General features: G+C 59.4%; 17 protein-coding genes. All 17 read left to right on the forward strand.

The features are described from left to right. The 17 genes from uppS to eno all read left to right on the forward strand — a co-directional run bounded on the left by uppS (position 1) and on the right by eno (position 21,641). Positions 1–756, forward strand: coding sequence for a polyprenyl diphosphate synthase (gene uppS, locus B0W55_RS01595; RefSeq protein WP_077044298.1), 756 nt, complete (start codon positions 1–3; stop codon positions 754–756). Further along, on the forward strand, positions 756–1,562 hold the full coding sequence (locus B0W55_RS01600; RefSeq protein ID WP_077044299.1) for a phosphatidate cytidylyltransferase: 807 nt from the start codon (positions 756–758) through the stop codon (positions 1,560–1,562). The genes uppS and B0W55_RS01600 overlap by 1 nt, the downstream gene beginning before the upstream one ends. After that, on the forward strand, positions 1,559–2,749 hold the full coding sequence (gene ispC, locus B0W55_RS01605; protein WP_077044405.1) for a 1-deoxy-D-xylulose-5-phosphate reductoisomerase: 1,191 nt from the start codon (positions 1,559–1,561) through the stop codon (positions 2,747–2,749). The genes B0W55_RS01600 and ispC overlap by 4 nt, the downstream gene beginning before the upstream one ends. 52 nt (positions 2,750–2,801) lie before the next feature. Further along, positions 2,802–4,154 (forward strand): sigma E protease regulator RseP, encoded by a 1,353-nt coding sequence (gene rseP, locus B0W55_RS01610; protein ID WP_077044300.1) that lies wholly within the window; start codon positions 2,802–2,804, stop codon positions 4,152–4,154. Positions 4,155–4,226: 72 nt separating this feature from the next. Next, positions 4,227–6,602 carry an outer membrane protein assembly factor BamA gene (gene bamA / locus B0W55_RS01615; protein WP_077044301.1) on the forward strand — a complete coding sequence of 792 codons (2,376 nt, stop codon included), beginning with the start codon at positions 4,227–4,229 and terminating at the stop codon, positions 6,600–6,602. Positions 6,603–6,647: 45 nt separating this feature from the next. Then, positions 6,648–7,151: an OmpH family outer membrane protein gene (locus B0W55_RS01620; RefSeq protein ID WP_007990260.1), complete on the forward strand. Its 504-nt coding sequence runs from the start codon at positions 6,648–6,650 to the stop codon at positions 7,149–7,151. Positions 7,152–7,154: 3 nt separating this feature from the next. Continuing rightward, positions 7,155–8,210: a UDP-3-O-(3-hydroxymyristoyl)glucosamine N-acyltransferase gene (gene lpxD / locus B0W55_RS01625; RefSeq protein WP_077044302.1), complete on the forward strand. Its 1,056-nt coding sequence runs from the start codon at positions 7,155–7,157 to the stop codon at positions 8,208–8,210. Positions 8,211–8,318: 108 nt separating this feature from the next. Continuing rightward, positions 8,319–8,759 carry a 3-hydroxyacyl-ACP dehydratase FabZ gene (gene fabZ / locus B0W55_RS01630; RefSeq protein WP_007940511.1) on the forward strand — a complete coding sequence of 147 codons (441 nt, stop codon included), beginning with the start codon at positions 8,319–8,321 and terminating at the stop codon, positions 8,757–8,759. Beyond that, entirely contained in the window at positions 8,756–9,532 is a 777-nt protein-coding gene (gene lpxA / locus B0W55_RS01635; protein ID WP_077044303.1) for an acyl-ACP--UDP-N-acetylglucosamine O-acyltransferase, read from the forward strand. Before fabZ ends, lpxA begins: the two co-directional genes overlap by 4 nt. A 2-nt stretch (positions 9,533–9,534) precedes the next feature. Continuing rightward, positions 9,535–10,665 (forward strand): lipid-A-disaccharide synthase, encoded by a 1,131-nt coding sequence (lpxB, locus tag B0W55_RS01640; protein WP_077044304.1) that lies wholly within the window; start codon positions 9,535–9,537, stop codon positions 10,663–10,665. 11 nt (positions 10,666–10,676) lie between these two features. Next, positions 10,677–11,303: a ribonuclease HII gene (gene rnhB, locus B0W55_RS01645; RefSeq protein WP_077044305.1), complete on the forward strand. Its 627-nt coding sequence runs from the start codon at positions 10,677–10,679 to the stop codon at positions 11,301–11,303. Positions 11,304–11,377: 74 nt separating this feature from the next. Beyond that, positions 11,378–14,899: a DNA polymerase III subunit alpha gene (dnaE, locus tag B0W55_RS01650; protein ID WP_077044306.1), complete on the forward strand. Its 3,522-nt coding sequence runs from the start codon at positions 11,378–11,380 to the stop codon at positions 14,897–14,899. A 139-nt stretch (positions 14,900–15,038) separates the two neighbouring features. Continuing rightward, positions 15,039–15,986 carry an acetyl-CoA carboxylase carboxyltransferase subunit alpha gene (locus B0W55_RS01655; RefSeq protein WP_077044307.1) on the forward strand — a complete coding sequence of 316 codons (948 nt, stop codon included), beginning with the start codon at positions 15,039–15,041 and terminating at the stop codon, positions 15,984–15,986. 129 nt (positions 15,987–16,115) lie between these two features. Further along, positions 16,116–17,444, forward strand: coding sequence for a tRNA lysidine(34) synthetase TilS (tilS, locus tag B0W55_RS01660; RefSeq protein ID WP_077044308.1), 1,329 nt, complete (start codon positions 16,116–16,118; stop codon positions 17,442–17,444). A 274-nt stretch (positions 17,445–17,718) separates the two neighbouring features. Then, positions 17,719–19,350: a CTP synthase gene (locus B0W55_RS01665; protein WP_077044309.1), complete on the forward strand. Its 1,632-nt coding sequence runs from the start codon at positions 17,719–17,721 to the stop codon at positions 19,348–19,350. 6 nt (positions 19,351–19,356) lie between these two features. After that, complete coding sequence (gene kdsA, locus B0W55_RS01670; protein WP_015093773.1) at positions 19,357–20,202, forward strand: 3-deoxy-8-phosphooctulonate synthase; 846 nt, start codon at positions 19,357–19,359, stop codon at positions 20,200–20,202. Between the two features lie 149 nt (positions 20,203–20,351). Then, positions 20,352–21,641, forward strand: coding sequence for a phosphopyruvate hydratase (gene eno / locus B0W55_RS01675; RefSeq protein WP_075946755.1), 1,290 nt, complete (start codon positions 20,352–20,354; stop codon positions 21,639–21,641). The last annotated feature ends 34 nt before the right edge of the window (positions 21,642–21,675 follow it).

Here is a 21,675-nt window from a genome sequence, read left to right on the forward strand (position 1 = left end):
ATGGACAAGACCAAGCAGATTGCGCCGTCCGCGGTGCCGCGCCATGTCGCGATCATCATGGATGGCAATAATCGCTGGGCGAAAAAACGCTTTATGCCGGGTGTCGCCGGGCATAAAGCGGGTGTCGATGCAGTTCGTGCGGTGATCGAGGTGTGTGCAGAGTCCGGGGTCGAGGTATTGACCCTGTTCGCCTTCTCCAGCGAGAACTGGCAGCGTCCGGCCGATGAGGTCAGCGCCTTGATGGATCTGTTCTTCAAGGCGTTGCGTCGCGAGGCCAAGCGCCTGAATGACAACAACATCAGTTTGCGCATCATCGGCGATCGTTCACGGTTTCATCCGGAGTTGCAGGCCGCGATGCGTGAAGCCGAGGCGATGACCGTCGGTGCCAATCGTTTCGTCCTGCAGATCGCTGCCAATTACGGCGGTCAGTGGGACATTGCGCAAGCCGCGCAGCGCCTGGCTCGCGAGGTTCAGGCAGGCCATCTGCGTCCGGAAGACATCACGCCGGACCTGTTGCAAACCTGTCTGGCGACCGGTGATCTGCCACTGCCGGACCTGTGCATTCGTACCGGCGGCGAACATCGCATCAGTAACTTCCTGCTCTGGCAACTGGCTTACGCCGAGTTGTACTTCTCCGACCTGTTCTGGCCGGACTTCAAACACGACGCCATGCGCAATGCGCTGGCCGATTTCGCATCCCGCCAGCGTCGCTTCGGTAAAACGAGCGAGCAGGTCGAGGCTGGAGCCCGGGTTTAATGCTTAAACAACGAATCATCACTGCGCTGATCCTGTTGCCGATTGCCCTGTGCGGGTTTTTCCTGCTCGAGGGTTCCGGCTTCGCATTGTTCATCGGGCTGGTCGTGACCCTCGGTGCCTGGGAGTGGGCGCGTCTGGCCGGCTTTACCGCGCAATCGTTCCGTGTGGCGTTCGCCGCCGTGGTCGCGTTGTTGCTGTTCGTCATGTACATCTTCCCCGGGCTCGCGCCTTGGGTGCTGGGCGCTTCGGTACTCTGGTGGGCGGTGGCGACCTATCTGGTGCTGACCTATCCACGCTCCAGCGAACACTGGGCCAGTGCGGCCTGCAAGCTGGTCATCGGTCTGCTGATCCTGCTGCCGGCCTGGCAGGGCCTGGTTCAGATCAAACAGCAGCCCCTGGGCAACTGGCTGATCATGGCGGTGATGGTGCTGGTCTGGGGGGCCGATATCGGCGCGTACTTTTCAGGTCGGGCCTTCGGCAAGCGCAAGCTGGCGCCGCAAGTCAGCCCAGGCAAGAGCTGGGAAGGCGTCTACGGCGGTCTGGTCCTGAGTCTGGTGATTACTGTGATCGTCGGCTTCGTTCGTGACTGGACTGTTGCCGAACTGTTCAAGGGGCTGATCGGCGCGGCCGTGATTGTCTTCATCTCGGTAGTCGGCGATCTTACCGAGAGCATGTTCAAGCGTCAGTCCGGGATCAAGGACAGCAGTAACCTGCTGCCCGGTCATGGCGGCGTTCTGGACCGCATCGACAGCCTGACGGCTGCGATTCCCGTCTTTGCCGTACTGTTGTGGATGGCCGCACCGTGAGCCGTCCACAGCAGATAACCGTTCTGGGGGCGACTGGCTCTATTGGCCTGAGCACTCTTGATGTCATCGCCCGCCATCCCGATCGCTATCAGGTCTTCGCGTTGAGCGGTTTTACACGCCTGAGGGAGTTGCTGGCCCTTTGTGTACGTCACACACCGCGCTTCGCTGTGGTGCCCGAGGCGGGCGCTGCCCGCATGCTGCAGGACGACCTGAGTGCAGCGGGTCTTTCCACGCGTGTGCTGGTGGGTGAAGAGGGCCTGTGTCAGGTCTCTGCCGACGCCGAGGTCGACGCAGTGATGGCGGCTATCGTCGGCGCTGCCGGCTTGCGTCCGACGCTGGCGGCCGTGGAGGCGGGCAAGAAAATCCTGCTGGCCAACAAGGAAGCGCTGGTCATGTCCGGCGCCCTGTTCATGCAGGCTGTACGCAAGAGCGGGTCGGTGCTGCTGCCGATCGACAGCGAGCACAATGCGATTTTCCAGTGCATGCCACGGGATTTTGCCCGCGGACTCGATGCGGTGGGGGTGCGTCGGATATTGCTCACCGCCTCTGGTGGTCCGTTCCGGCAGACGCCCTTGGCCGAGCTGGCCCATGTTTCACCTGATCAGGCCTGCGCTCACCCGAACTGGTCCATGGGGCGCAAGATTTCGGTCGATTCGGCCAGCATGATGAACAAAGGGCTGGAGTTGATCGAGGCCTGCTGGCTGTTCGATGCCCAGCCGTCTCAGGTCGAGGTGGTGATTCATCCCCAGAGTGTGATCCACTCACTGGTCGACTACGTCGATGGCTCGGTGTTGGCTCAATTGGGTAACCCGGACATGCGCACCCCCATCGCCAATGCACTGGCATGGCCTGAGCGAATTGACTCGGGGGTGCCGCCGCTGGACTTGTTCGCCATCGCACGCCTTGATTTCGAAGCGCCGGACGAAGAGCGTTTCCCTTGCCTGCGCTTGGCTCGCCAGGCAGCCGAAGCGGGCAATAGCGCACCGGCCATGCTCAATGCGGCGAATGAAGTCGCTGTTGCAGCGTTTCTCGACGGACGGGTTCGTTACCCGGAAATCGCGAGTATCATCGAAGACACCTTGAATCTTGAGCCTGTAGTGGCTGTGGATGATCTGGAGGCCGTGTTCACGGCGGATACGAAGGCCCGTGTGCTGGCCGGGCAATGGTTGAGTCGCCACGGGCGATAATGCTGCAAGGCGTTGGCCCATGTGGCACCAGACAGGAATGCGGAGAAAGTAGATGAGCGCGCTCTATATGATTGTCGGCACCCTGGTGGCGTTGGGTGTGCTGGTCACCTTCCACGAGTTCGGCCATTTCTGGGTCGCGCGTCGCTGTGGGGTCAAGGTGCTGCGTTTCTCCGTAGGCTTTGGCATGCCGTTGCTTCGCTGGCACGACAAGCAGGGCACCGAGTTTGTGGTGGCGGCCATTCCGCTGGGTGGTTACGTGAAAATGCTCGATGAGCGTGAAGGCGAAGTGCCGGTCGATCAGCTCGAGCATTCTTTCAATCGCAAATCGGTTCGTCAGCGCATCGCCATCGTCGCAGCCGGGCCGATTGCCAACTTCCTGTTGGCGCTCGTGTTCTTCTGGGTGTTGGCCATGCTCGGCAGCGAGCAGGTGCGTCCGGTTATCGGTGCCGTGGAGTCGGGCAGTATTGCCGCCAAGGCGGGTTTGAATGCGGGCCAGGAAATCGTTTCGATCGACGGCGAGCCAGTCACTGGCTGGGCTGCGGTAAATCTGCAGTTGGTTCGCCGCCTTGGGGAGAGCGGTTCCCTTAAGTTGTTGGTTCGTGAACAGGGTTCCACGGTGGATTCGCCGCGCGAGCTGGCTCTGGATAACTGGCTCAAGGGGGCCGACGAGCCGGATCCGATTCGATCTCTGGGTATCCGCCCATGGCGTCCTGCGCTGCCACCGATTCTGGCCGAACTTGATCCGAATGGCCCTGCGCAGGCTGCCGGGCTGAAGATGGGCGATCGTCTGCTGGCCCTGGACGGCAAGTCGCTGGACGACTGGCAGCAGGTGGTCGATACCGTCCGTATGCGTCCTGATACCAAAATTGTGCTGCGGGTCGAGCGCGATGGTGCTCAAATCGACGTCCCTGTCACACTGGCTGCGCGTGGCGAGAAAAAGGCGCCGAGTGGTTATCTTGGGGCTGGGGTGAAGGCGGTCGATTGGCCACCAGAGATGATTCGAGAGGTCAGTTACGGTCCTGTGGCCGCGATTGGCGAGGGGGCTCGACGTACCTGGACCATGAGCGTGCTGACCCTCGATTCACTGAAGAAAATGTTGTTCGGCGAGCTCTCGGTAAAAAACTTGAGTGGACCGATAACCATTGCTAAAGTGGCGGGCGCTTCGGCCCAGTCGGGTGTCGCTGATTTCCTGAATTTCCTTGCTTATCTGAGTATTAGCCTGGGGGTTCTGAATTTGCTGCCCATTCCTGTGCTGGATGGGGGGCATTTGTTGTTTTATCTGATCGAGTGGGCGCGTGGTCGTCCCTTGTCGGATCGGGTGCAAGGTTGGGGGATACAGATCGGTATCAGTTTGGTGGTCGGAGTGATGTTGCTCGCTCTGGTCAATGATCTAGGCCGTCTGTAACGTCGCTGAATTGCGAATCTGCCGCATTTTGCGGCAGTTTGTTTATTGCCAGTTGGAATAAGAAAGGACTTCATGAAACGTCTGCTGCTAACTGCGGTTCTCACCGTATTGATGATCGCCGAAGTTCACGCCGAGTCCTTCACTATCTCTGATATTCGCGTCAATGGCCTCCAGCGGGTCTCCGCGGGTAGCGTCTTTGGTGCTTTGCCGTTGAACGTCGGTGAACAGGCGGATGATCGTCGCCTGGTGGAATCCACTCGTGCGTTGTTCAAAACCGGTTTCTTTCAAGATATCCAGCTGGGTCGCGATGGCAACGTTCTTGTCATTACGGTAGTCGAGCGTCCATCGGTTGCCAGTATCGAGATCGAAGGTAACAAGGCGATCTCCACCGAAGACCTGATGAAGGGCCTCAAGCAATCCGGTCTGGCCGAAGGCGAGATCTTCCAGCGCGCCACCCTCGAAGGCGTGCGCAACGAACTGCAGCGCCAGTACGTCGCGCAAGGTCGCTACTCGGCCACCGTCGACACCGAAGTGGTGCCGCAGCCGCGTAACCGCGTCGGGCTGAAGGTCAACATCAACGAAGGCACTGTTGCCGCTATCCAGCACATCAACGTGGTGGGCAACACCGTTTTCCCGGACGAAGACCTGATCGACCTGTTCGAGCTCAAGACCACCAACTGGCTGTCGTTCTTCAAGAATGATGACAAGTACGCCCGTGAAAAACTCTCCGGTGACCTGGAGCGTCTGCGTTCCTACTACCTGGACCGCGGCTATATCAACATGGATATCGCTTCGACCCAGGTGTCCATCACGCCGGACAAGAAACACGTCTACATCACCGTCAACATCAACGAAGGTGACAAGTACACCGTTCGCGATGTGAAACTGAGCGGTGACCTGAAAGTGCCTGAAGACCAGGTCAAGTCCCTGCTGCTGGTGCAGAAAGGTCAGGTGTTCTCGCGCAAGCTGATGACCACCACTTCCGAGCTGATCACCCGTCGTCTGGGTAACGAGGGTTACACCTTCGCCAACGTCAACGGCGTGCCGCAGCCTCACGACGATGATCACACCGTAGACATTACTTTCGCTGTCGATCCAGGCAAGCGCGCCTACGTCAACCGCATCAACTTCCGTGGCAACACCAAGTCGGAAGACGAAGTGCTGCGTCGTGAGATGCGCCAGATGGAAGGCGGCTGGGCTTCGACCTACCTGATCGACCAGTCCAAGACCCGTCTTGAGCGCCTGGGCTTCTTCAAGGAAGTCAACGTTGAAACTCCAGCCGTACCGGGTGTCGACGATCAGGTTGATGTGAACTACAGCGTAGAAGAACAAGCCTCCGGTTCGATCACCGCCAGCGTCGGTTTCGCCCAGAGCGCGGGTCTTATCCTTGGTGGTTCGATCACCCAGAACAACTTCCTGGGTACCGGTAACAAGGTCAGCATCGGCCTGACTCGAAGCGAATACCAGAGCCGTTATAACTTCGGTTATGTCGACCCCTACTGGACTGCCGATGGCGTGAGCCTGGGCTACAACGCCTTCTACCGCACCACCGACTACAAAGACCTCGACGTCGACGTAGCGAGCTATGCCGTAGACAGCCTGGGTGCAGGCGTGAGCGTCGGCTACCCGATCAGCGAGACTTCGCGTCTGACCTTCGGCCTGACCGCACAGCAGGACAAGATCAAGACCGGCGTATACACCGTTGATGAAATCTTCGACTTCGTTAACAAGGAAGGCGACAACTACCTGAACTTCAAGGCGTCTGCCGGTTGGTCCGAATCGACCCTGAACAAAGGCGTGTTGGCGACCCGTGGCCATTCCCAGAGCCTGGTGCTGGAAACCACGACTCCAGGCAGCGACCTGTCGTTCTTCAAGCTGGATTACCGTGGCCAGTTGTTCCAGCCACTGAGCGAAAACTACACCATGCGCCTGCACACCGAGTTGGGGTATGGCGACGGTTACGGTTCTACCGATGGCTTGCCATTCTACGAAAACTACTATGCTGGTGGTTTCAACTCGGTTCGTGGCTTCAAGGACAGTACGTTGGGTCCGCGCAGTACGCCAAGTACCGGCAAGAACCCTGGCACCGCGGTTGACCCGGACCAGGATCCACTGCCGTTCGGTGGTAACGTCCTGATCCAGGGTGGTGTGGAGGTTCTGTTCCCACTGCCGTTCGTCAAGGATCAGCGTTCCTTGCGTACTTCGGTATTCTGGGACGTGGGTAACGTGTTCGACTCGTCGTGCTCTGATACCACTAACGCCGATGGCACGAAGTCCAACACCAAGTGCAACGACATCAGCTTGACTAATATGGCCAGTTCCGTCGGTGTGGGTGTGACCTGGGTCACCGCACTGGGTCCTCTGAGTTTCGCCCTGGCCATGCCGGTCAAGAAACCGGATGACGCTGAAACTCAAGTGTTCCAATTCTCCCTCGGTCAGACGTTCTAAGCGTTTGACCCAAGATAACGACAATGGATTTTGTAGGAGTGCATCGTGCGTAAGTTGACTCAATTGGTTCTCCTGGCTTCCGTACTGGTAGCAGGCCCGGCGTTTGCCGACATGAAAATTGCCGTTCTGAACTATCAGATGGCCCTGCTGGAATCCGATGCGGCCAAGAAATACGCCGTGGATGCCGAGAAAAAGTTCGGTCCGCAATTGACCAAGCTCAAGACGCTGGAAAGCAGCGCCAAGGGCATTCAGGATCGCCTGATGGCCGGTGGCGACAAGATGCAGCAAGGCGAGCGTGAACGTCTGGAGCTCGAATTCAAGCAAAAGGCACGTGACTTCCAGTTCCAGTCCAAGGAACTGAACGAAGCCAAAGCCGTTGCCGACCGTGAAATGCTCAAGCAGCTCAAGCCGAAACTGGACAGCGCTGTGGAAGAAGTCATCAAGAAAGGTGCTTTTGACCTGGTCTTCGAGCGTGGTGCAGTTATTGATGTCAAACCTCAGTACGACATCACGCGCCAGGTTATCGAGCGCATGAATCAGCTGAAGTAATCCATGACAGCGACCATCAAGCTCGGCCAATTGGCCGAGTTCCTAGGCGCCACACTGCGTGGCGACCCGGAGAAAGCAATTACTGGGCTAGCCACCTTGCAGGAGGCTGGCCCAGCTCAGTTGAGCTTTCTCGCAAACCCTCAATACCGTAAATACCTGGCAGGCAGCCAGGCGGCAGCGCTGTTGCTCAAGGCCGCTGACGCCGAAGGTTTTGCCGGTAATGCATTGGTGGTGCCCGATCCATACGCAGCCTATGCGCGTATCTCTCATCTGTTTGATCCCAAGCCCAAAGCGGCTGCCGGTGTTCATCCGACGGCGGTTATTGCGGCTGATGCGGTCGTCGATCCAGCGGCCAGTATCGGCGCTTTCGTAGTCATCGAAAGCGGGGCCCAAGTGGGTGCGGGCACGACCATCGGTGCTTACTGTTTCATCGGGGCCCGCAGTGTGATCGGCGAAGGTGGCTGGCTCGCACCGCGCGTCACCCTGTATCACGATGTGCGCGTGGGCAAGCGTGTCGTGATTCAATCCGGTGCCGTGCTCGGTGGCGAAGGCTTCGGATTCGCCAACGAAAAAGGCATCTGGCAGAAAATTGCCCAGATCGGTGGCGTACTGGTCGGTGACGACGTGGAAATCGGTGTGAATACTGCCATCGACCGTGGCGCGCTAGCCGATACAGTCATTGGCAATGGTGTGAAGCTCGACAACCAGATTCAGATTGCCCACAACGTTCAGATCGGCGATCACACAGCCATGGCGGCGTGCGTGGGCATTTCCGGCAGCACCAAAATTGGCAAGCATTGCATGCTCGCCGGTGGCGTTGGGCTGGTGGGGCATATCGATATCTGCGACAACGTTTTCATCACCGGCATGACCATGGTGACCCACTCGATCACCGAGCCGGGCGCCTATTCTTCCGGTACGGCGATGCAGCCGGCAGCCGAGTGGCGCAAAAGCGCGGCACGCATCCGTCAGCTCGATGACATCGCGCGGCGTTTGCGACAGCTTGAAAAGCAGAAGGGGGAAGTGACCCCTGACGGTAATGCTTCATCAGATGGCTGATACCATTTCCATATCAAGTGTGCACAGCCGCTAGACTGCGTCCTTGATTTGCTAGAGGAGTGTGCGTCAGTCGCGCGCTCCCAATCTTTACATAGGCTTCCCCCCGAAATGATGGACATCAACGAGATTCGCGAATACCTGCCTCACCGTTACCCGTTCCTGCTGGTGGACCGGGTCGTGGATCTGGATGTGGAAGGCAAGCGCATTCGCGCCTACAAGAATGTCAGCATCAACGAACCGTTCTTCAATGGTCACTTTCCCGCGCATCCAATCATGCCGGGCGTGCTGATCATCGAGGCGATGGCTCAGGCTGCCGGGATCCTTGGTTTCAAAATGCTCGACGTGAAGCCGGCCGATGGCACTCTTTACTACTTCGTCGGCTCCGACAAGTTGCGTTTCCGCCAGCCGGTATTGCCAGGTGATCAGCTGATTCTTGAAGCCAAGTTCATCAGCTGCAAGCGTCAGATCTGGAAGTTCGAGTGCCAGGCTTCGGTCGACGGCAAGCCGGTCTGCTCCGCCGAAATCATCTGCGCGGAACGCAAACTATGAGTTTGATTGACCCTCGCGCAATCATCGATCCGACGGCCGTCCTGGCTGACGGCGTCGAGGTCGGCCCGTGGTCGATCGTTGGCGCAGGTGTGGAAATCGGCGAGGGAACGGTCATCGGGCCGCACGTCATTCTCAAAGGCCCGACCCGAATCGGCAAGTTCAACCGAATCTACCAGTTTTCCTCGGTAGGCGAGGACACGCCGGACCTGAAGTACAAAGGCGAAGAAACGCGTCTGGTGATCGGTGACCACAACGTTATCCGTGAAGGTGTGACCATTCACCGTGGGACCATTCAGGACCGTTCGGAAACGACCCTGGGCGATCACAACCTGATCATGGCCTACGCGCACATTGGCCACGACAGCGTCATTGGCAACCATTGCATCCTGGTCAACAACACTGCATTGGCGGGCCATGTGCACGTGGACGATTGGGCGATCCTGTCCGGTTTCACCCTGGTTCACCAGTATTGCCACATCGGCGCCCACAGCTTTTCCGGCATGGGCACCGCCATCGGCAAGGACGTACCTGCGTACGTCACGGTCTTCGGCAACCCGGCAGAGGCCCGTAGCATGAACTTCGAGGGCATGCGCCGTCGTGGTTTCAGCGAAGACGCCATTCACGCCCTGCGCCGCGCCTACAAAGTCGTCTACCGTCAGGGCCTGACCGTTGAGCAGGCGCTGACCGAATTGGCCGAACCGTCGACCCAGTTCCCGGAAGTCGCGGTGTTCCGTGACTCCATCCAGTCTTCGACCCGCGGCATCACCCGCTAACCATGGCTACTCTGCGTATTGCGCTGGTGGCGGGTGAGGCTTCCGGCGACATTCTCGGCGCCGGTCTGATGCGCGCGCTCAAGTCCCGTCATCCCGACGTGGAGTTCATCGGTGTCGGTGGTCCGCTGATGCAGGCCGAAGGCTTGCAGTCCTACTTCCCGATGGAACGCCTGTCGGTCATGGGCCTGGTGGAAGTGCTGGGCCGATTGCGCGAGCTGCTGGCACGCCGCAAGAAGCTGGTGGCAGACCTGATCGACGCCAGGCCGGATGTGTTCATCGGCATCGATGCTCCGGACTTCAACCTCAATATCGAACTCAAGCTGCGTCAGGCCGGGATCAAGACCGTGCATTACGTCAGCCCGTCGGTCTGGGCATGGCGGCAGAAGCGGGTGCTGAAGATTCGCGAAGGCTGCGACCTGATGCTCACGCTGTTCCCGTTCGAAGCGAAATTTTACGAAGAGAAAGGCGTGCCGGTGCGGTTTGTCGGGCATTCCCTGGCCGATGCCATCCCGCTCGAAGCCGATCGCGCCGCCGCACGGGCCGAACTCGGCTTGCCCGATGGGCCGCTGGTGGCTTTGATGCCGGGCAGCCGGGGCGGCGAAGTCGGGCGCCTCGGTGCCTTGTTTCTCGATACGGCACAGCGTCTGCGGGCCATGCGTCCTGGCGTACGCTTCATCATGCCTTGCGCCAGCCCGGAGCGTCGTGCGCAGCTTGAAGAGTTGCTGGTGGGCCGCGATCTGCCGCTGACGCTGCTCGATGGCAAATCCCATCTGGCCCTGGCCGCCTGTGACGCGGTGCTGATCGCCTCCGGAACCGCGACCCTGGAAGCCTTGCTGTACAAGCGCCCGATGGTGGTCGCCTACCGCCTGGCGCCGCTGACGTTCTGGATTCTCAAACGGATGGTCAAGAGTCCTTACGTCTCCTTGCCGAACCTGCTGGCCCAGCGTTTGCTGGTGCCTGAGTTGCTGCAGGATGACGCAACGGTCGAGGCGTTGGCCCAGACTTTGTCGCCTTTGATCGAAGGTGGTCTGGAACAAACCCGCGGGTTCGACGAAATCCACCGTACCTTGCGTCTGGATGCCTCCAATCAGGCGGCGGATGCGGTGCTGAATCTGATCGGCCAAGTACAATGAGTAAGACAAGCATGCAGATGGGGCTGGATTTCACCTTGGTCGCTGAAGTCGAGGATTTGGTTGCAGGTGTCGATGAAGTCGGTCGCGGCCCGCTCTGTGGCGCGGTCGTGACTGCTGCGGTCATCCTCGACCCGAATCGCCCCATCCTTGGTCTGAATGACTCCAAGAAGCTCACCGAAGCCCGCCGCGAAAAACTTTACGACGAAATCTGCGAAAAAGCCTTGAGCTGGTGCATTGCCCGGGCGGAAGTCGAAGAGATCGACGAACTGAACATCCTGCACGCCACCATGCTCGCCATGCAGCGCGCGGTAGCCGGGCTGCACATCCAGCCGAAGTTGGCGATGATCGACGGCAACCGTTGCCCGAAACTGCCGATGCGCGCCGAAGCGGTGGTGCAGGGCGACGGCAAGGTGCCGGCCATCGCGGCGGCGTCGATCCTGGCCAAGGTCAGCCGTGACCGTGAAATGTCTGCTTTCGAATTGATCTACCCGGGATACGGCATCGGCGGCCACAAAGGCTACCCGACACCCGTTCATCTGGAAGCCTTGGCTCGCTTGGGGCCGACGCCGATTCACCGCCGCTCGTTCGCCCCGGTGCGGATGGCGTATGAGGCGTTGGAAATCGTCATCGAGAGCTAGTCGCAAGGCTGATTTTTTTTGCCAAGGCCCGGTACAATCCGGGCCTTGTTGTTTTCATGACTTACAGGATCACTATGCCGGCTTCATTCGTTCACCTACGCCTGCACACTGAATATTCCCTGGTCGACGGTCTGGTGCGGATCAAACCGCTGGTCAAGACCCTGGTCGGCATGAACATGCCTGCCGTAGCGGTCACCGATCAGAACAACATGTGTTCCCTGGTCAAATTCTATAAAAACGCCATGGGTGCCGGGATCAAGCCGATCTGCGGCGCCGACCTGTGGCTGTCGAACAAGGATCCGGACAACCCGCTGAGCCGGATCAGCCTGCTGGTGATGAACGCCCAAGGCTATCGCAACCTCACCGAACTGATTTCCCGTGGCTTTATCGATGGTCAGCGCAATGGCGCGATCATCATCGAGCGCGAGTGGGTGGCCGAAGCCAACGAAGGCTTGATCATGCTGTCGGCGGCGAAAGAGGGTGAGATCGGCCAGGCCATGATCAGTGGCAATCCTGACGAAGCCGAAACCCTGGCGCGCGAGTGGATGGCGGTGTTTCCTGACCGCTTCTACCTGGAAATCCAGCGTACCAACCGCCCCAACGATGAAGAACAGTTGCACGGCGCCGTGGCACTGGCCGACAAGATCGGCGCGCCGCTGGTGGCGACCAACGATGTGCGTTTCCTCAAGCAGGAAGACTTTGCCGCCCACGAGACTCGCGTGTGTATCGGCGAAGGCCGGGCCCTCGACGATCCGCGCCGCTCGAAAAACTACAGCGACCAGCAATACCTCAAAAGCGCCGAAGAGATGGCGGAGCTGTTCAGCGATATTCCTGAAGCGCTGGAAAACACCGTCGAGATCGCCAAGCGCTGCAATATCGAAGTGAAGCTGGGCACGCACTTCCTGCCCAACTTCCCGATCCCCGATGGCATGACCATCGACGAGTATTTCCGCAAGGTGTCGTTCGAGGGCCTGGAAGAGCGCCTGTCCGTCCTGCTGCCCAAGGACACCACCGAAGATTATGAAGCCAAGCGCCAGGTCTATGTCGACCGGCTGAATTTCGAGCTGGATATCATTATCCAGATGGGCTTCCCCGGTTATTTCCTGATCGTGATGGACTTTATCCAGTGGGCCAAGAACAACGGCGTGCCGGTGGGGCCTGGTCGGGGGTCGGGTGCCGGGTCGCTGGTGGCCTATGTGCAGAAGATCACTGACCTCGACCCGTTGGAATACGACCTGCTGTTCGAACGTTTCCTTAACCCGGAACGGGTCTCCATGCCCGACTTCGACGTCGACTTCTGCATGGACGGTCGCGACCGAGTGATCGACTACGTGGCCGAGAAATACGGCCGCAACGCGGTGAGCCAGATCATCACCTTCGGTTCCATGGCCGCCAAGGCTGTGGTCCGTGACGTGGCTCGGGTGCAGGGCAAGTCCTACGGCCTGGCGGATCGCCTGTCGAAGATGATTCCGTTCGAAGTCGGCATGACCCTGGAAAAAGCTTACGAACAGGAAGAAATCCTGCGTGACTTCATCAAGGTCGATGAAGAGGCGGCGGAAATCTGGGAGATGGCCCGCAAGCTCGAAGGCATCGTGCGAAACGTCGGCAAGCACGCCGGTGGTGTGGTGATTGCGCCGACCAAGCTCACCGACTTTTCGCCGATCTATTGCGACGAAGCCGGCGATGGCCTGGTAACCCAGTTCGACAAGGACGACGTTGAAGCGGCCGGCCTGGTGAAGTTCGACTTCCTCGGCCTGCGGACCCTGACGATCATCGACTGGGCGCTGAAAACCATCAACCGCGACCGCGCCAAGGTCAACGAGCCGCCGCTGGACATCGCGTTCATCCCGCTGGATGACAAACCGACCTACACCTTGCTGCAAAAAGCCGAAACCACAGCGGTGTTCCAACTCGAATCCCGCGGCATGAAGGAGCTGATCAAAAAGCTCAAGCCTGACTGCCTGGAAGACTTGATCGCACTGGTGGCACTGTTCCGCCCAGGTCCCTTGCAATCGGGCATGGTGGACGACTTCATCAACCGTAAGCACGGTCGCGCCGAATTGGCGTACCCGCACTCGGACTACCAGTACGAAGGCCTCAAGCCGGTACTGGCACCGACCTACGGCATCATCCTGTATCAGGAACAGGTGATGCAGATTGCCCAGGTCATGGCCGGTTACACCCTTGGCGGTGCGGACATGCTGCGTCGCGCCATGGGTAAGAAAAAACCCGAGGAAATGGCCAAGCAGCGTGGCGGTTTCATTGAAGGTTGTGCGACCAACAACATCGATGCCGACCTGGCCGGTAACATTTTCGACCTGGTGGAAAAATTCGCCGGCTATGGCTTCAACAAATCTCACTCTGCCGCCTATGGCCTGGTGTCCTACCAGACCGCGTGGCTGAAGGCGCACTACCCGGCGCCGTTCATGGCGGCGGTACTCTCGGCGGATATGCACAACACCGACAAGGTCGTGACCTTGATCGAAGAAGTGCGGACCATGAAGTTGCGCCTGGACGCACCGGATGTGAATACCTCCGAGTTCAAGTTCACGGTGAACGACGAAGGCCGGATCATTTATGGCCTGGGCGCGATCAAAGGCGTGGGCGAGGGGCCGGTGGAAGCGATCACCGAAGCGCGTCTGGACGGCCCGTTCAAGGATCTGTTCGACTTCTGCGCCCGCGTCGACCTCAAGCGCATCAACAAACGCACCCTTGACGGCTTGATCCGCAGCGGTGCACTGGATCGCCTGGGGCCGTACTTCCACGACGAGACGAAAGCCTATCAGGCCAATATCGACCGTAATCGGGCAGTGTTGCTGACTGCAATGGAAGAGGCGATCAAGGCGGCCGAACAGACCGCCCGGACCCATGACAGCGGTCATGCGGATCTGTTTGGCGGGCTGTTCGTCGAAGAGGACGCCGACGTCTACGCCAACCACCGCAAGGCCAAGGAACTGACCCTCAAGGAGCGGCTCAAGGGCGAGAAAGACACCCTGGGCCTGTATCTGACCGGGCACCCGATTGACGAATACGAAGGTGAAATCCGTCGTTTCGCCCGCCAGCGCATCATCGATCTGAAACCGGCGCGGGATACACAGACTGTTGCGGGCATGATCATCGCCCTGCGGGTCATGAAGAACAAAAAAGGCGACAAGATGGGGTTCATTACCCTGGATGATCGCTCGGGGCGGATCGAGGCGTCGCTGTTTGCCGATGCGTTCCACTCGGCGCAGTCGCTGTTGCAGACCGATGCGATGGTGGTGGTCGAAGGTGAGGTCAGCAACGATGACTTCTCCGGTGGCCTGCGGTTGCGGGTCAAACGGGTGATGAGCATGGAAGATGCGCGCACCAACCTGGCCGAAAGTCTGCGCCTGAAGGTCCAGACCCAGGATCTCAAGGGCGATCAGCTACGCTGGTTGGGCGACTTGTTCAAGCGCCATCGCGGCGCCTGCCCGATCACCATGGAGTACACCAGCCCTGACGCCAAGGCTTTACTGCAGTTCGGCGAAGGCTGGCGAATCGATCCGGCGGATGCGTTGATTCAAGCCCTGCGTGACCAGTTCGGGCGAGACAACGTCTTCCTCCAATACCGTTAAGGTCAGGGTGCCAGTACGAGCCCTGAACTTGACCAGAATTTTTAATCTCGACCTGAACGCGCCTGTCCCTTAAGGTAGGGCGCGAATAGACAACCGGCCGGCCCAAGCTCTCTTGGACGTCGACCCAAGACGGACGCCTATGAACCCGAATTTTCTTGATTTCGAACAGCCGATCGCCGACCTGCAAGCCAAGATCGAAGAGTTGCGCTTGGTCGGTAATGACAATTCGCTGAATATCGGCGATGAGATCTCCCGCCTGCAGGACAAAAGCAGCACGCTGACCGAAGACATCTTCGGCAAGCTGACCAGCTGGCAGATCGCGCGCCTGGCGCGTCACCCGAAACGTCCATACACCCTGGACTACATCGAACACATCTTCACCGAGTTCGATGAGTTGCACGGCGACCGTCACTTCTCCGACGACGCTGCCATTGTTGGCGGTATCGCTCGTCTGGAAGACCAGCCAGTGATGGTCATCGGTCATCAGAAGGGCCGTGAAGTGCGCGAAAAGGTACGCCGCAACTTCGGCATGCCGCGTCCGGAGGGCTACCGCAAGGCCTGCCGCCTGATGGAAATGGCCGAGCGCTTCAAAATGCCGATCCTGACCTTCATCGACACCCCGGGCGCCTACCCTGGCATCGACGCTGAAGAGCGTAACCAGAGTGAAGCCATCGCCTGGAACCTGCGGGTCATGGCTCGCCTGAAAACCCCGATCATCGCCACCGTGATCGGTGAAGGTGGTTCCGGCGGTGCGCTGGCGATCGGTGTGTGCGATCAACTGAACATGCTGCAGTACTCGACCTACGCCGTGATCTCGCCGGAAGGTTGTGCTTCGATTCTGTGGAAAACCGCGGAAAAGGCTCCGGACGCGGCAGAGGCCATGGGCATCACTGCCGAGCGCCTCAAAGGCCTGGGCATTGTCGATAAAGTGATCAACGAGCCACTGGGCGGCGCTCACCGTGACCCTGCGGCGGCGGCAGCCAACATCCGTGCCGAGCTGAGTTCGCAACTGGCGATGCTCAAGAAGTTCGACAACAAGGCGCTGCTGGACCGTCGTTACCAGCGTCTGATGAGCTACGGTCTGTAATCCGACCCGGCTTTAATGTGGGAGTGGGCTTGCTCGCGAAAGCGGTATAACAGTCAACAAACGCGTTGAATGTTGACCCGCCTTCGCGAGCAAGCCCGCTCCCACATTTGATTTGTGCACAGTGATCATATGAGTCAGCCAACGATCGATCTTCCTGCCAGACTCCTGCATAACCTGAAGCCATGGCGCAACGCCGCGGCTTGGCGCATCGCCTTCTCCGGCGGTCTCGACTCCACCGTCCTGCTGCACCTTCTTGTCGATCTCGCAAAAACCCAATCCCTGCCAGCGCTCAGCGCCATCCATATCCACCATGGTCTCCAGGCTGCGGCTGATGCGTGGCCGGAGCACTGTCAGGCGTTCTGTGACGGCCTCGGTGTGCCGCTCCAGGTCGTTCGCGTTCAAGTCCGGCCTGGCCCCAGCCTCGAGCGTGCGGCCCGGGACGCTCGATATGGCGCATTCATCGAGGCAACCCGGCTCAACGAAGTGCTGCTGACCGCCCAGCATCGTGACGATCAAGCGGAAACCCTGTTGTTCAGATTGCTGCGTGGGGCGGGCGTCAGAGGTCTGGCGGGTATGCCACGGCAGCGTCCACTGGGGCAGGGGCATCTGTTACGGCCCTTGCTTGACGTCGCCCGCGCCGACCTCGAGGCCTACGCCCTGCAGTACCATTTGCGCTGGATTGAGGATCCTTCCAATCAGGATCCGCAGTTTTCGCGCAATTACCTGCGACATCTGGTCTTTCCGGTATTGGCCTCGCGCTGGCCGCAGGCGATGTCGACCATGGCCCGCAGTGCTGAGCATTTGAGTGAGGCGCAAGGGCTGTTGGATGAGCTGGCGCAGATCGATCTTGGTCAGGCACGCACCGTCAGTGAGTTTGATTGGCTGGGTGTGCCGTCGCTGGAGTTGGCGGCCCTGGCAACACTCTCCGCCGCCCGTCAGCGCAATGCTCTCAGTCATTGGCTCGCGCCGCTGACCCCGTTGCCTGACAGCGACCATTGGTCGGGTTGGGAGGATCTGCGCGATGCCACCGTCGATGCCCGCCCCATCTGGCGACTGGCCGAGGGTGAATTGCACCGCGCCGGTGGGCGGATCTGGTGGCTTTCAGGCCAATGGTTACGCCAGTGCGCTGCGGTCGGTCCCTGGGCTGAACCTTCCAGACCCCTGCAATTGCCCGGCAATGGCGTCGTCATGCTCAGCGGACAAATCCCCGCTGGACCGGTGCAGATCCGCTATCGTGAGGGGGGAGAGGTCATGGCGGTGCCGGGTCGAGGGCACCGAGATCTGAAGCGTTTGCTCAATGAAAGCGGGGTGCCGCTGTTCGTCCGCGGCCGATTACCGCTGTTGTTTCAGCAGGGGCAATTGCTGGCGGTGGCCAATCTCCCGGGGCTCGATGGCAGTGCTGCGGGGGGCTGTAAATTGCACTGGCAGCCATCGGGCGAAGATCAAGGTTTGAGCTGAAAGGGGCTTTCCGGTAGACTACGCTCCCTTCTTGATACAACTTCTGTGGATTCGCCTGAATTGCAGGAGTTGCCGATTACCAAGCAGTCTTTGCTGGGCGATTCCAAAAAATGTGTAGCGAGCAACGTACCGGTGTTTCATCTTCCGGTCTGTCCCAACGCGGCGGTTTTTTTGAAAGGTGCACTGTGATTAATGCAGGTGATCGGGGGCTTCGGCCTTCCTTCGCTTTCCCCGGCGGCTCGGACCGCTTTAACGCAGACTTCTAGGGTTTTTCATGACGCGCTACATATTCGTCACGGGCGGTGTTGTTTCTTCATTGGGGAAAGGCATTGCATCGGCATCATTGGCGGCCATCCTGGAGGCGCGGGGACTTAAGGTCACCATGCTGAAGCTGGACCCGTACATCAACGTCGACCCGGGCACCATGAGCCCGTTCCAGCACGGTGAAGTGTTCGTCACCCACGACGGCGCCGAGACCGACCTGGACCTGGGCCACTACGAGCGGTTCATCCGCACGACCATGACCCAGAACAACAACTTCACCACCGGCCGTGTCTACGAGCACGTGCTGCGCAAAGAGCGCCGTGGCGACTACCTGGGTGCAACCATCCAGGTGATCCCGCACATCACCGACGAAATCAAGCGCCGCATCATCAAGGGCGCGGGCGATGCCGACGTGGCGATGGTCGAGATCGGTGGCACCGTGGGTGACATCGAATCGCAACCGTTCCTCGAAGCCATCCGCCAGTTGCGTTTCGAAGTCGGCGCCAAGCGCGCGATGCTGATGCACCTGACCCTGGTGCCATACATCGCCACTGCCGGCGAAACCAAAACCAAGCCAACCCAGCATTCGGTCAAGGAGCTGCGTTCCATCGGCCTGCAACCAGACGTGCTGGTGTGCCGCTCCGATCACCCGATCGATGTGTCCTCGCGTCGCAAGATCGCGCAATTCACCAACGTTGAAGAACGTGCGGTGATTGCGCTGGAAGATGCCGACACCATCTACAAGATCCCGGGCATCCTGCACTCCCAGGGCCTGGATGATTTCGTCGTCGAGCGTTTCGGCCTGCAATGTGGCGGCGCCGATCTGTCCGAGTGGGACGCCGTGGTCGACGCCAAGCTCAACCCTGAGCACGAAGTCACCATCGCCATGGTCGGCAAGTACATGGAACTGCTGGACGCCTACAAGTCGTTGATCGAAGCGATGAGCCACGCGGGCATCAGCAACCGTACCAAGGTCAACCTGCGCTACATCGATTCCGAAGACATCGAGAACCAGGGCACTGCGCTGCTCGAAGGCGTCGACGCCATCCTCGTGCCGGGCGGATTCGGTCTGCGTGGCGTGGAAGGCAAGATCACCGCTGTTCAGTACGCTCGCGAAAACAAGGTTCCGTACCTGGGCATCTGCCTGGGCATGCAAGTGGCGGTCATTGAGTTCGCCCGTAACGTCATGGGCTGGAAAGACGCCAACTCCACCGAGTTCGATCGTGCCAGCGGTCATCCGGTCGTGGGCCTGATCACCGAGTGGGAAGACGCCACCGGCGCCGTCGAAACCCGTACCGAATCCTCCGACCTGGGCGGCACCATGCGTCTCGGCGCGCAGGATTGCCTGCTGGAGCCGGGTTCCCTGGTTCACGGCTGCTACGGCAAGGACGTGATCGTCGAGCGTCACCGTCACCGCTACGAAGTGAACAACAACCTGCTGCCGCAAATCATGGAAGCCGGCCTGAAAATTTCCGGTCGTTCCGGTGATGGCGCATTGGTCGAAGTGGTTGAAGCGCCGGATCATCCATGGTTCGTCGCTTGCCAGTTCCACCCGGAGTTCACCTCGACGCCACGCGACGGTCACCCGTTGTTCAGCGGTTTCGTGAAAGCTGCTTTGGCTCAACACCAGAAGAAGGCGTAAAACCTGATGGCGCAGAAGATCATCCGCGTAGGCGATATCGAGATTGCCAACGACAAGCCAATGGTGCTGTTCGGTGGCATGAACGTGCTGGAAAGCCGCGACATGGCGATGCAGGTCTGCGAAGAGTACGTAAAGGTGACCGAGAAACTCGGTATCCCTTACGTGTTCAAGGCCAGCTTCGACAAGGCCAACCGCTCCTCCGTGACCTCTTACCGTGGCCCCGGCCTGGAAGAGGGCATGCGGATTTTCCAGGACATCAAGCAAGCCTTCGGCGTGCCGATCATCACTGACGTCCACGAGCCTGACCAGGCTGCGGTCGTCGCTGAAGTCTGCGACATCATCCAGCTTCCGGCCTTCCTGTCGCGCCAGACCGACCTGGTGGTCGCGATGGCCAAGACCGGTGCGGTGATCAACATCAAGAAAGCCCAGTTCCTCGCGCCTCAGGAAATGAAACACATCCTGAACAAGTGCGTGGAAGCGGGTAACGATCAGTTGATCCTCTGCGAGCGTGGTTCGAGCTTCGGCTACAACAACCTGGTGGTCGACATGCTCGGCTTCGGCATCATGAAGCAGTTCGAATACCCGGTGTTCTTCGACGTGACCCACGCCCTGCAAATGCCGGGCGGTCGCTCCGATTCCGCCGGCGGTCGACGTGCCCAGGTCACCGACCTGGCCAAGGCCGGCATGAGCCAGTCCCTGGCTGGCCTGTTCCTCGAGGCGCATCCGGACCCGGACAACGCCAAGTGCGACGGCCCTTGCGCCTTGCGTCTGGACAAACTGGAGCCATTCCTGGCCCAGCTCAAAGCCTTGGACGAACTGGTGAAGAGTTTTCCGACGGTAGAAACCGCGTAGTCCTCATTTCTCCGTGTAGGAGCCGAGCTTGCTCGCGATGGCGTCCGTCTGAACGCCATCAGCGTGGCTGTCCTATGCGTTAGTGTGGCGTGCAAATTACAAATCGAGCGGTACAAAGCTTTTTCGTCAACTTTGGAGTGTTTACAGCAATGGCTAAAATCGTCGACATCAAAGGTCGTGAAGTTCTCGACTCCCGTGGCAATCCCACCGTGGAAGCGGATGTGCTTCTCGATAACGGCATCATCGGCAGCGCCTGCGCGCCGTCCGGTGCTTCCACTGGCTCGCGTGAAGCACTCGAGCTGCGTGATGGCGACAAGAGCCGTTACCTGGGCAAGGGCGTACTCAAAGCCGTCGCCAACATCAACGGTCCGATCCGCGATCTGTTGAAAGGCATGGACCCTAGCGACCAGAAAGCGCTGGACCTGGCGATGATCAAGCTGGACGGCACCGAAAACAAAGCGACCCTGGGCGCCAACGCGATCCTCGCCGTTTCCCTGGCAGCGGCCAAGGCAGCAGCACAGGACCAGGACCTGCCGCTGTACGCTCACATCGCCAACCTCAACGGCACCCCGGGCGTCTACTCGATGCCGGTACCGATGATGAACATCATCAACGGTGGCGAGCACGCCGACAACAACGTCGACATCCAGGAATTCATGGTCCAGCCGGTTGGCGCCAAGTCTTTCTCGGAAGGCCTGCGCATGGGCACCGAAATTTTCCATCACCTCAAAGCCGTACTGAAGGCCCGTGGCCTGAGCACCGCCGTCGGTGACGAAGGTGGTTTCGCGCCGAACCTGGCTTCCAACGAAGACGCACTGAAAGTGATCTCCGAAGCCGTGGCCAACGCTGGTTACAAGCTGGGCACCGACGTGACCCTGGCGCTGGACTGCGCGGCCAGCGAATTCTACGAAGACGGCAAGTACAACCTGTCCGGTGAAGGCCAAGTGTTCACTGCTGAAGGTTTTGCTGACTACCTCAAAGGCCTGACCGAGCGTTATCCGATCATCTCCATTGAAGATGGCCTGGACGAGTCCGACTGGGCTGGCTGGAAAATCCTCACCGACAAGATCGGCGAGAAAACCCAGTTGGTAGGTGACGACCTGTTCGTGACCAACACCAAGATCCTGAAAGAAGGCATCGACAAAAAGATCGCCAACTCGATCCTGATCAAGTTCAACCAGATCGGCACCCTGACCGAAACCCTGGAAGCCATCCAGATGGCCAAGGCTGCCGGTTACACCGCGGTGATCTCGCACCGTTCGGGCGAAACCGAAGATTCGACCATTGCCGATCTGGCTGTGGGCACCTCGGCTGGCCAGATCAAGACTGGTTCGCTGTGCCGCTCCGACCGCGTTTCCAAGTACAACCAACTGCTGCGTATCGAAGAGCAGTTGAACGGCAAAGCCAAGTACAACGGCCGCAGCGAGTTCCGCGGTTGATCGATGCCTGATAAAAAGTCGACGGATTGTGTCG

Origin of the sequence: Pseudomonas sp. KK4, from assembly GCF_001984065.1 — a bacterium.
In the GTDB taxonomy this organism is placed as follows: Bacteria; Pseudomonadota; Gammaproteobacteria; order Pseudomonadales; family Pseudomonadaceae; genus Aquipseudomonas.

Coding starts and splice junctions, on each gene's coding strand:
- uppS (WP_077044298.1), top strand. CDS start 1: ATGGACAAGACCAAGCAGATTGCGCCGTCCGCGGTGCCGCGCCATGTC.
- B0W55_RS01600 (WP_077044299.1), top strand. CDS start 756: ATGCTTAAACAACGAATCATCACTGCGCTGATCCTGTTGCCGATTGCC.
- rseP (WP_077044300.1), top strand. CDS start 2,802: ATGAGCGCGCTCTATATGATTGTCGGCACCCTGGTGGCGTTGGGTGTG.
- bamA (WP_077044301.1), top strand. CDS start 4,227: ATGAAACGTCTGCTGCTAACTGCGGTTCTCACCGTATTGATGATCGCC.
- lpxD (WP_077044302.1), top strand. CDS start 7,155: ATGACAGCGACCATCAAGCTCGGCCAATTGGCCGAGTTCCTAGGCGCC.
- fabZ (WP_007940511.1), top strand. CDS start 8,319: ATGATGGACATCAACGAGATTCGCGAATACCTGCCTCACCGTTACCCG.
- lpxA (WP_077044303.1), top strand. CDS start 8,756: ATGAGTTTGATTGACCCTCGCGCAATCATCGATCCGACGGCCGTCCTG.
- lpxB (WP_077044304.1), top strand. CDS start 9,535: ATGGCTACTCTGCGTATTGCGCTGGTGGCGGGTGAGGCTTCCGGCGAC.
- rnhB (WP_077044305.1), top strand. CDS start 10,677: ATGCAGATGGGGCTGGATTTCACCTTGGTCGCTGAAGTCGAGGATTTG.
- dnaE (WP_077044306.1), top strand. CDS start 11,378: ATGCCGGCTTCATTCGTTCACCTACGCCTGCACACTGAATATTCCCTG.
- B0W55_RS01655 (WP_077044307.1), top strand. CDS start 15,039: ATGAACCCGAATTTTCTTGATTTCGAACAGCCGATCGCCGACCTGCAA.
- tilS (WP_077044308.1), top strand. CDS start 16,116: ATGAGTCAGCCAACGATCGATCTTCCTGCCAGACTCCTGCATAACCTG.
- B0W55_RS01665 (WP_077044309.1), top strand. CDS start 17,719: ATGACGCGCTACATATTCGTCACGGGCGGTGTTGTTTCTTCATTGGGG.
- kdsA (WP_015093773.1), top strand. CDS start 19,357: ATGGCGCAGAAGATCATCCGCGTAGGCGATATCGAGATTGCCAACGAC.
- eno (WP_075946755.1), top strand. CDS start 20,352: ATGGCTAAAATCGTCGACATCAAAGGTCGTGAAGTTCTCGACTCCCGT.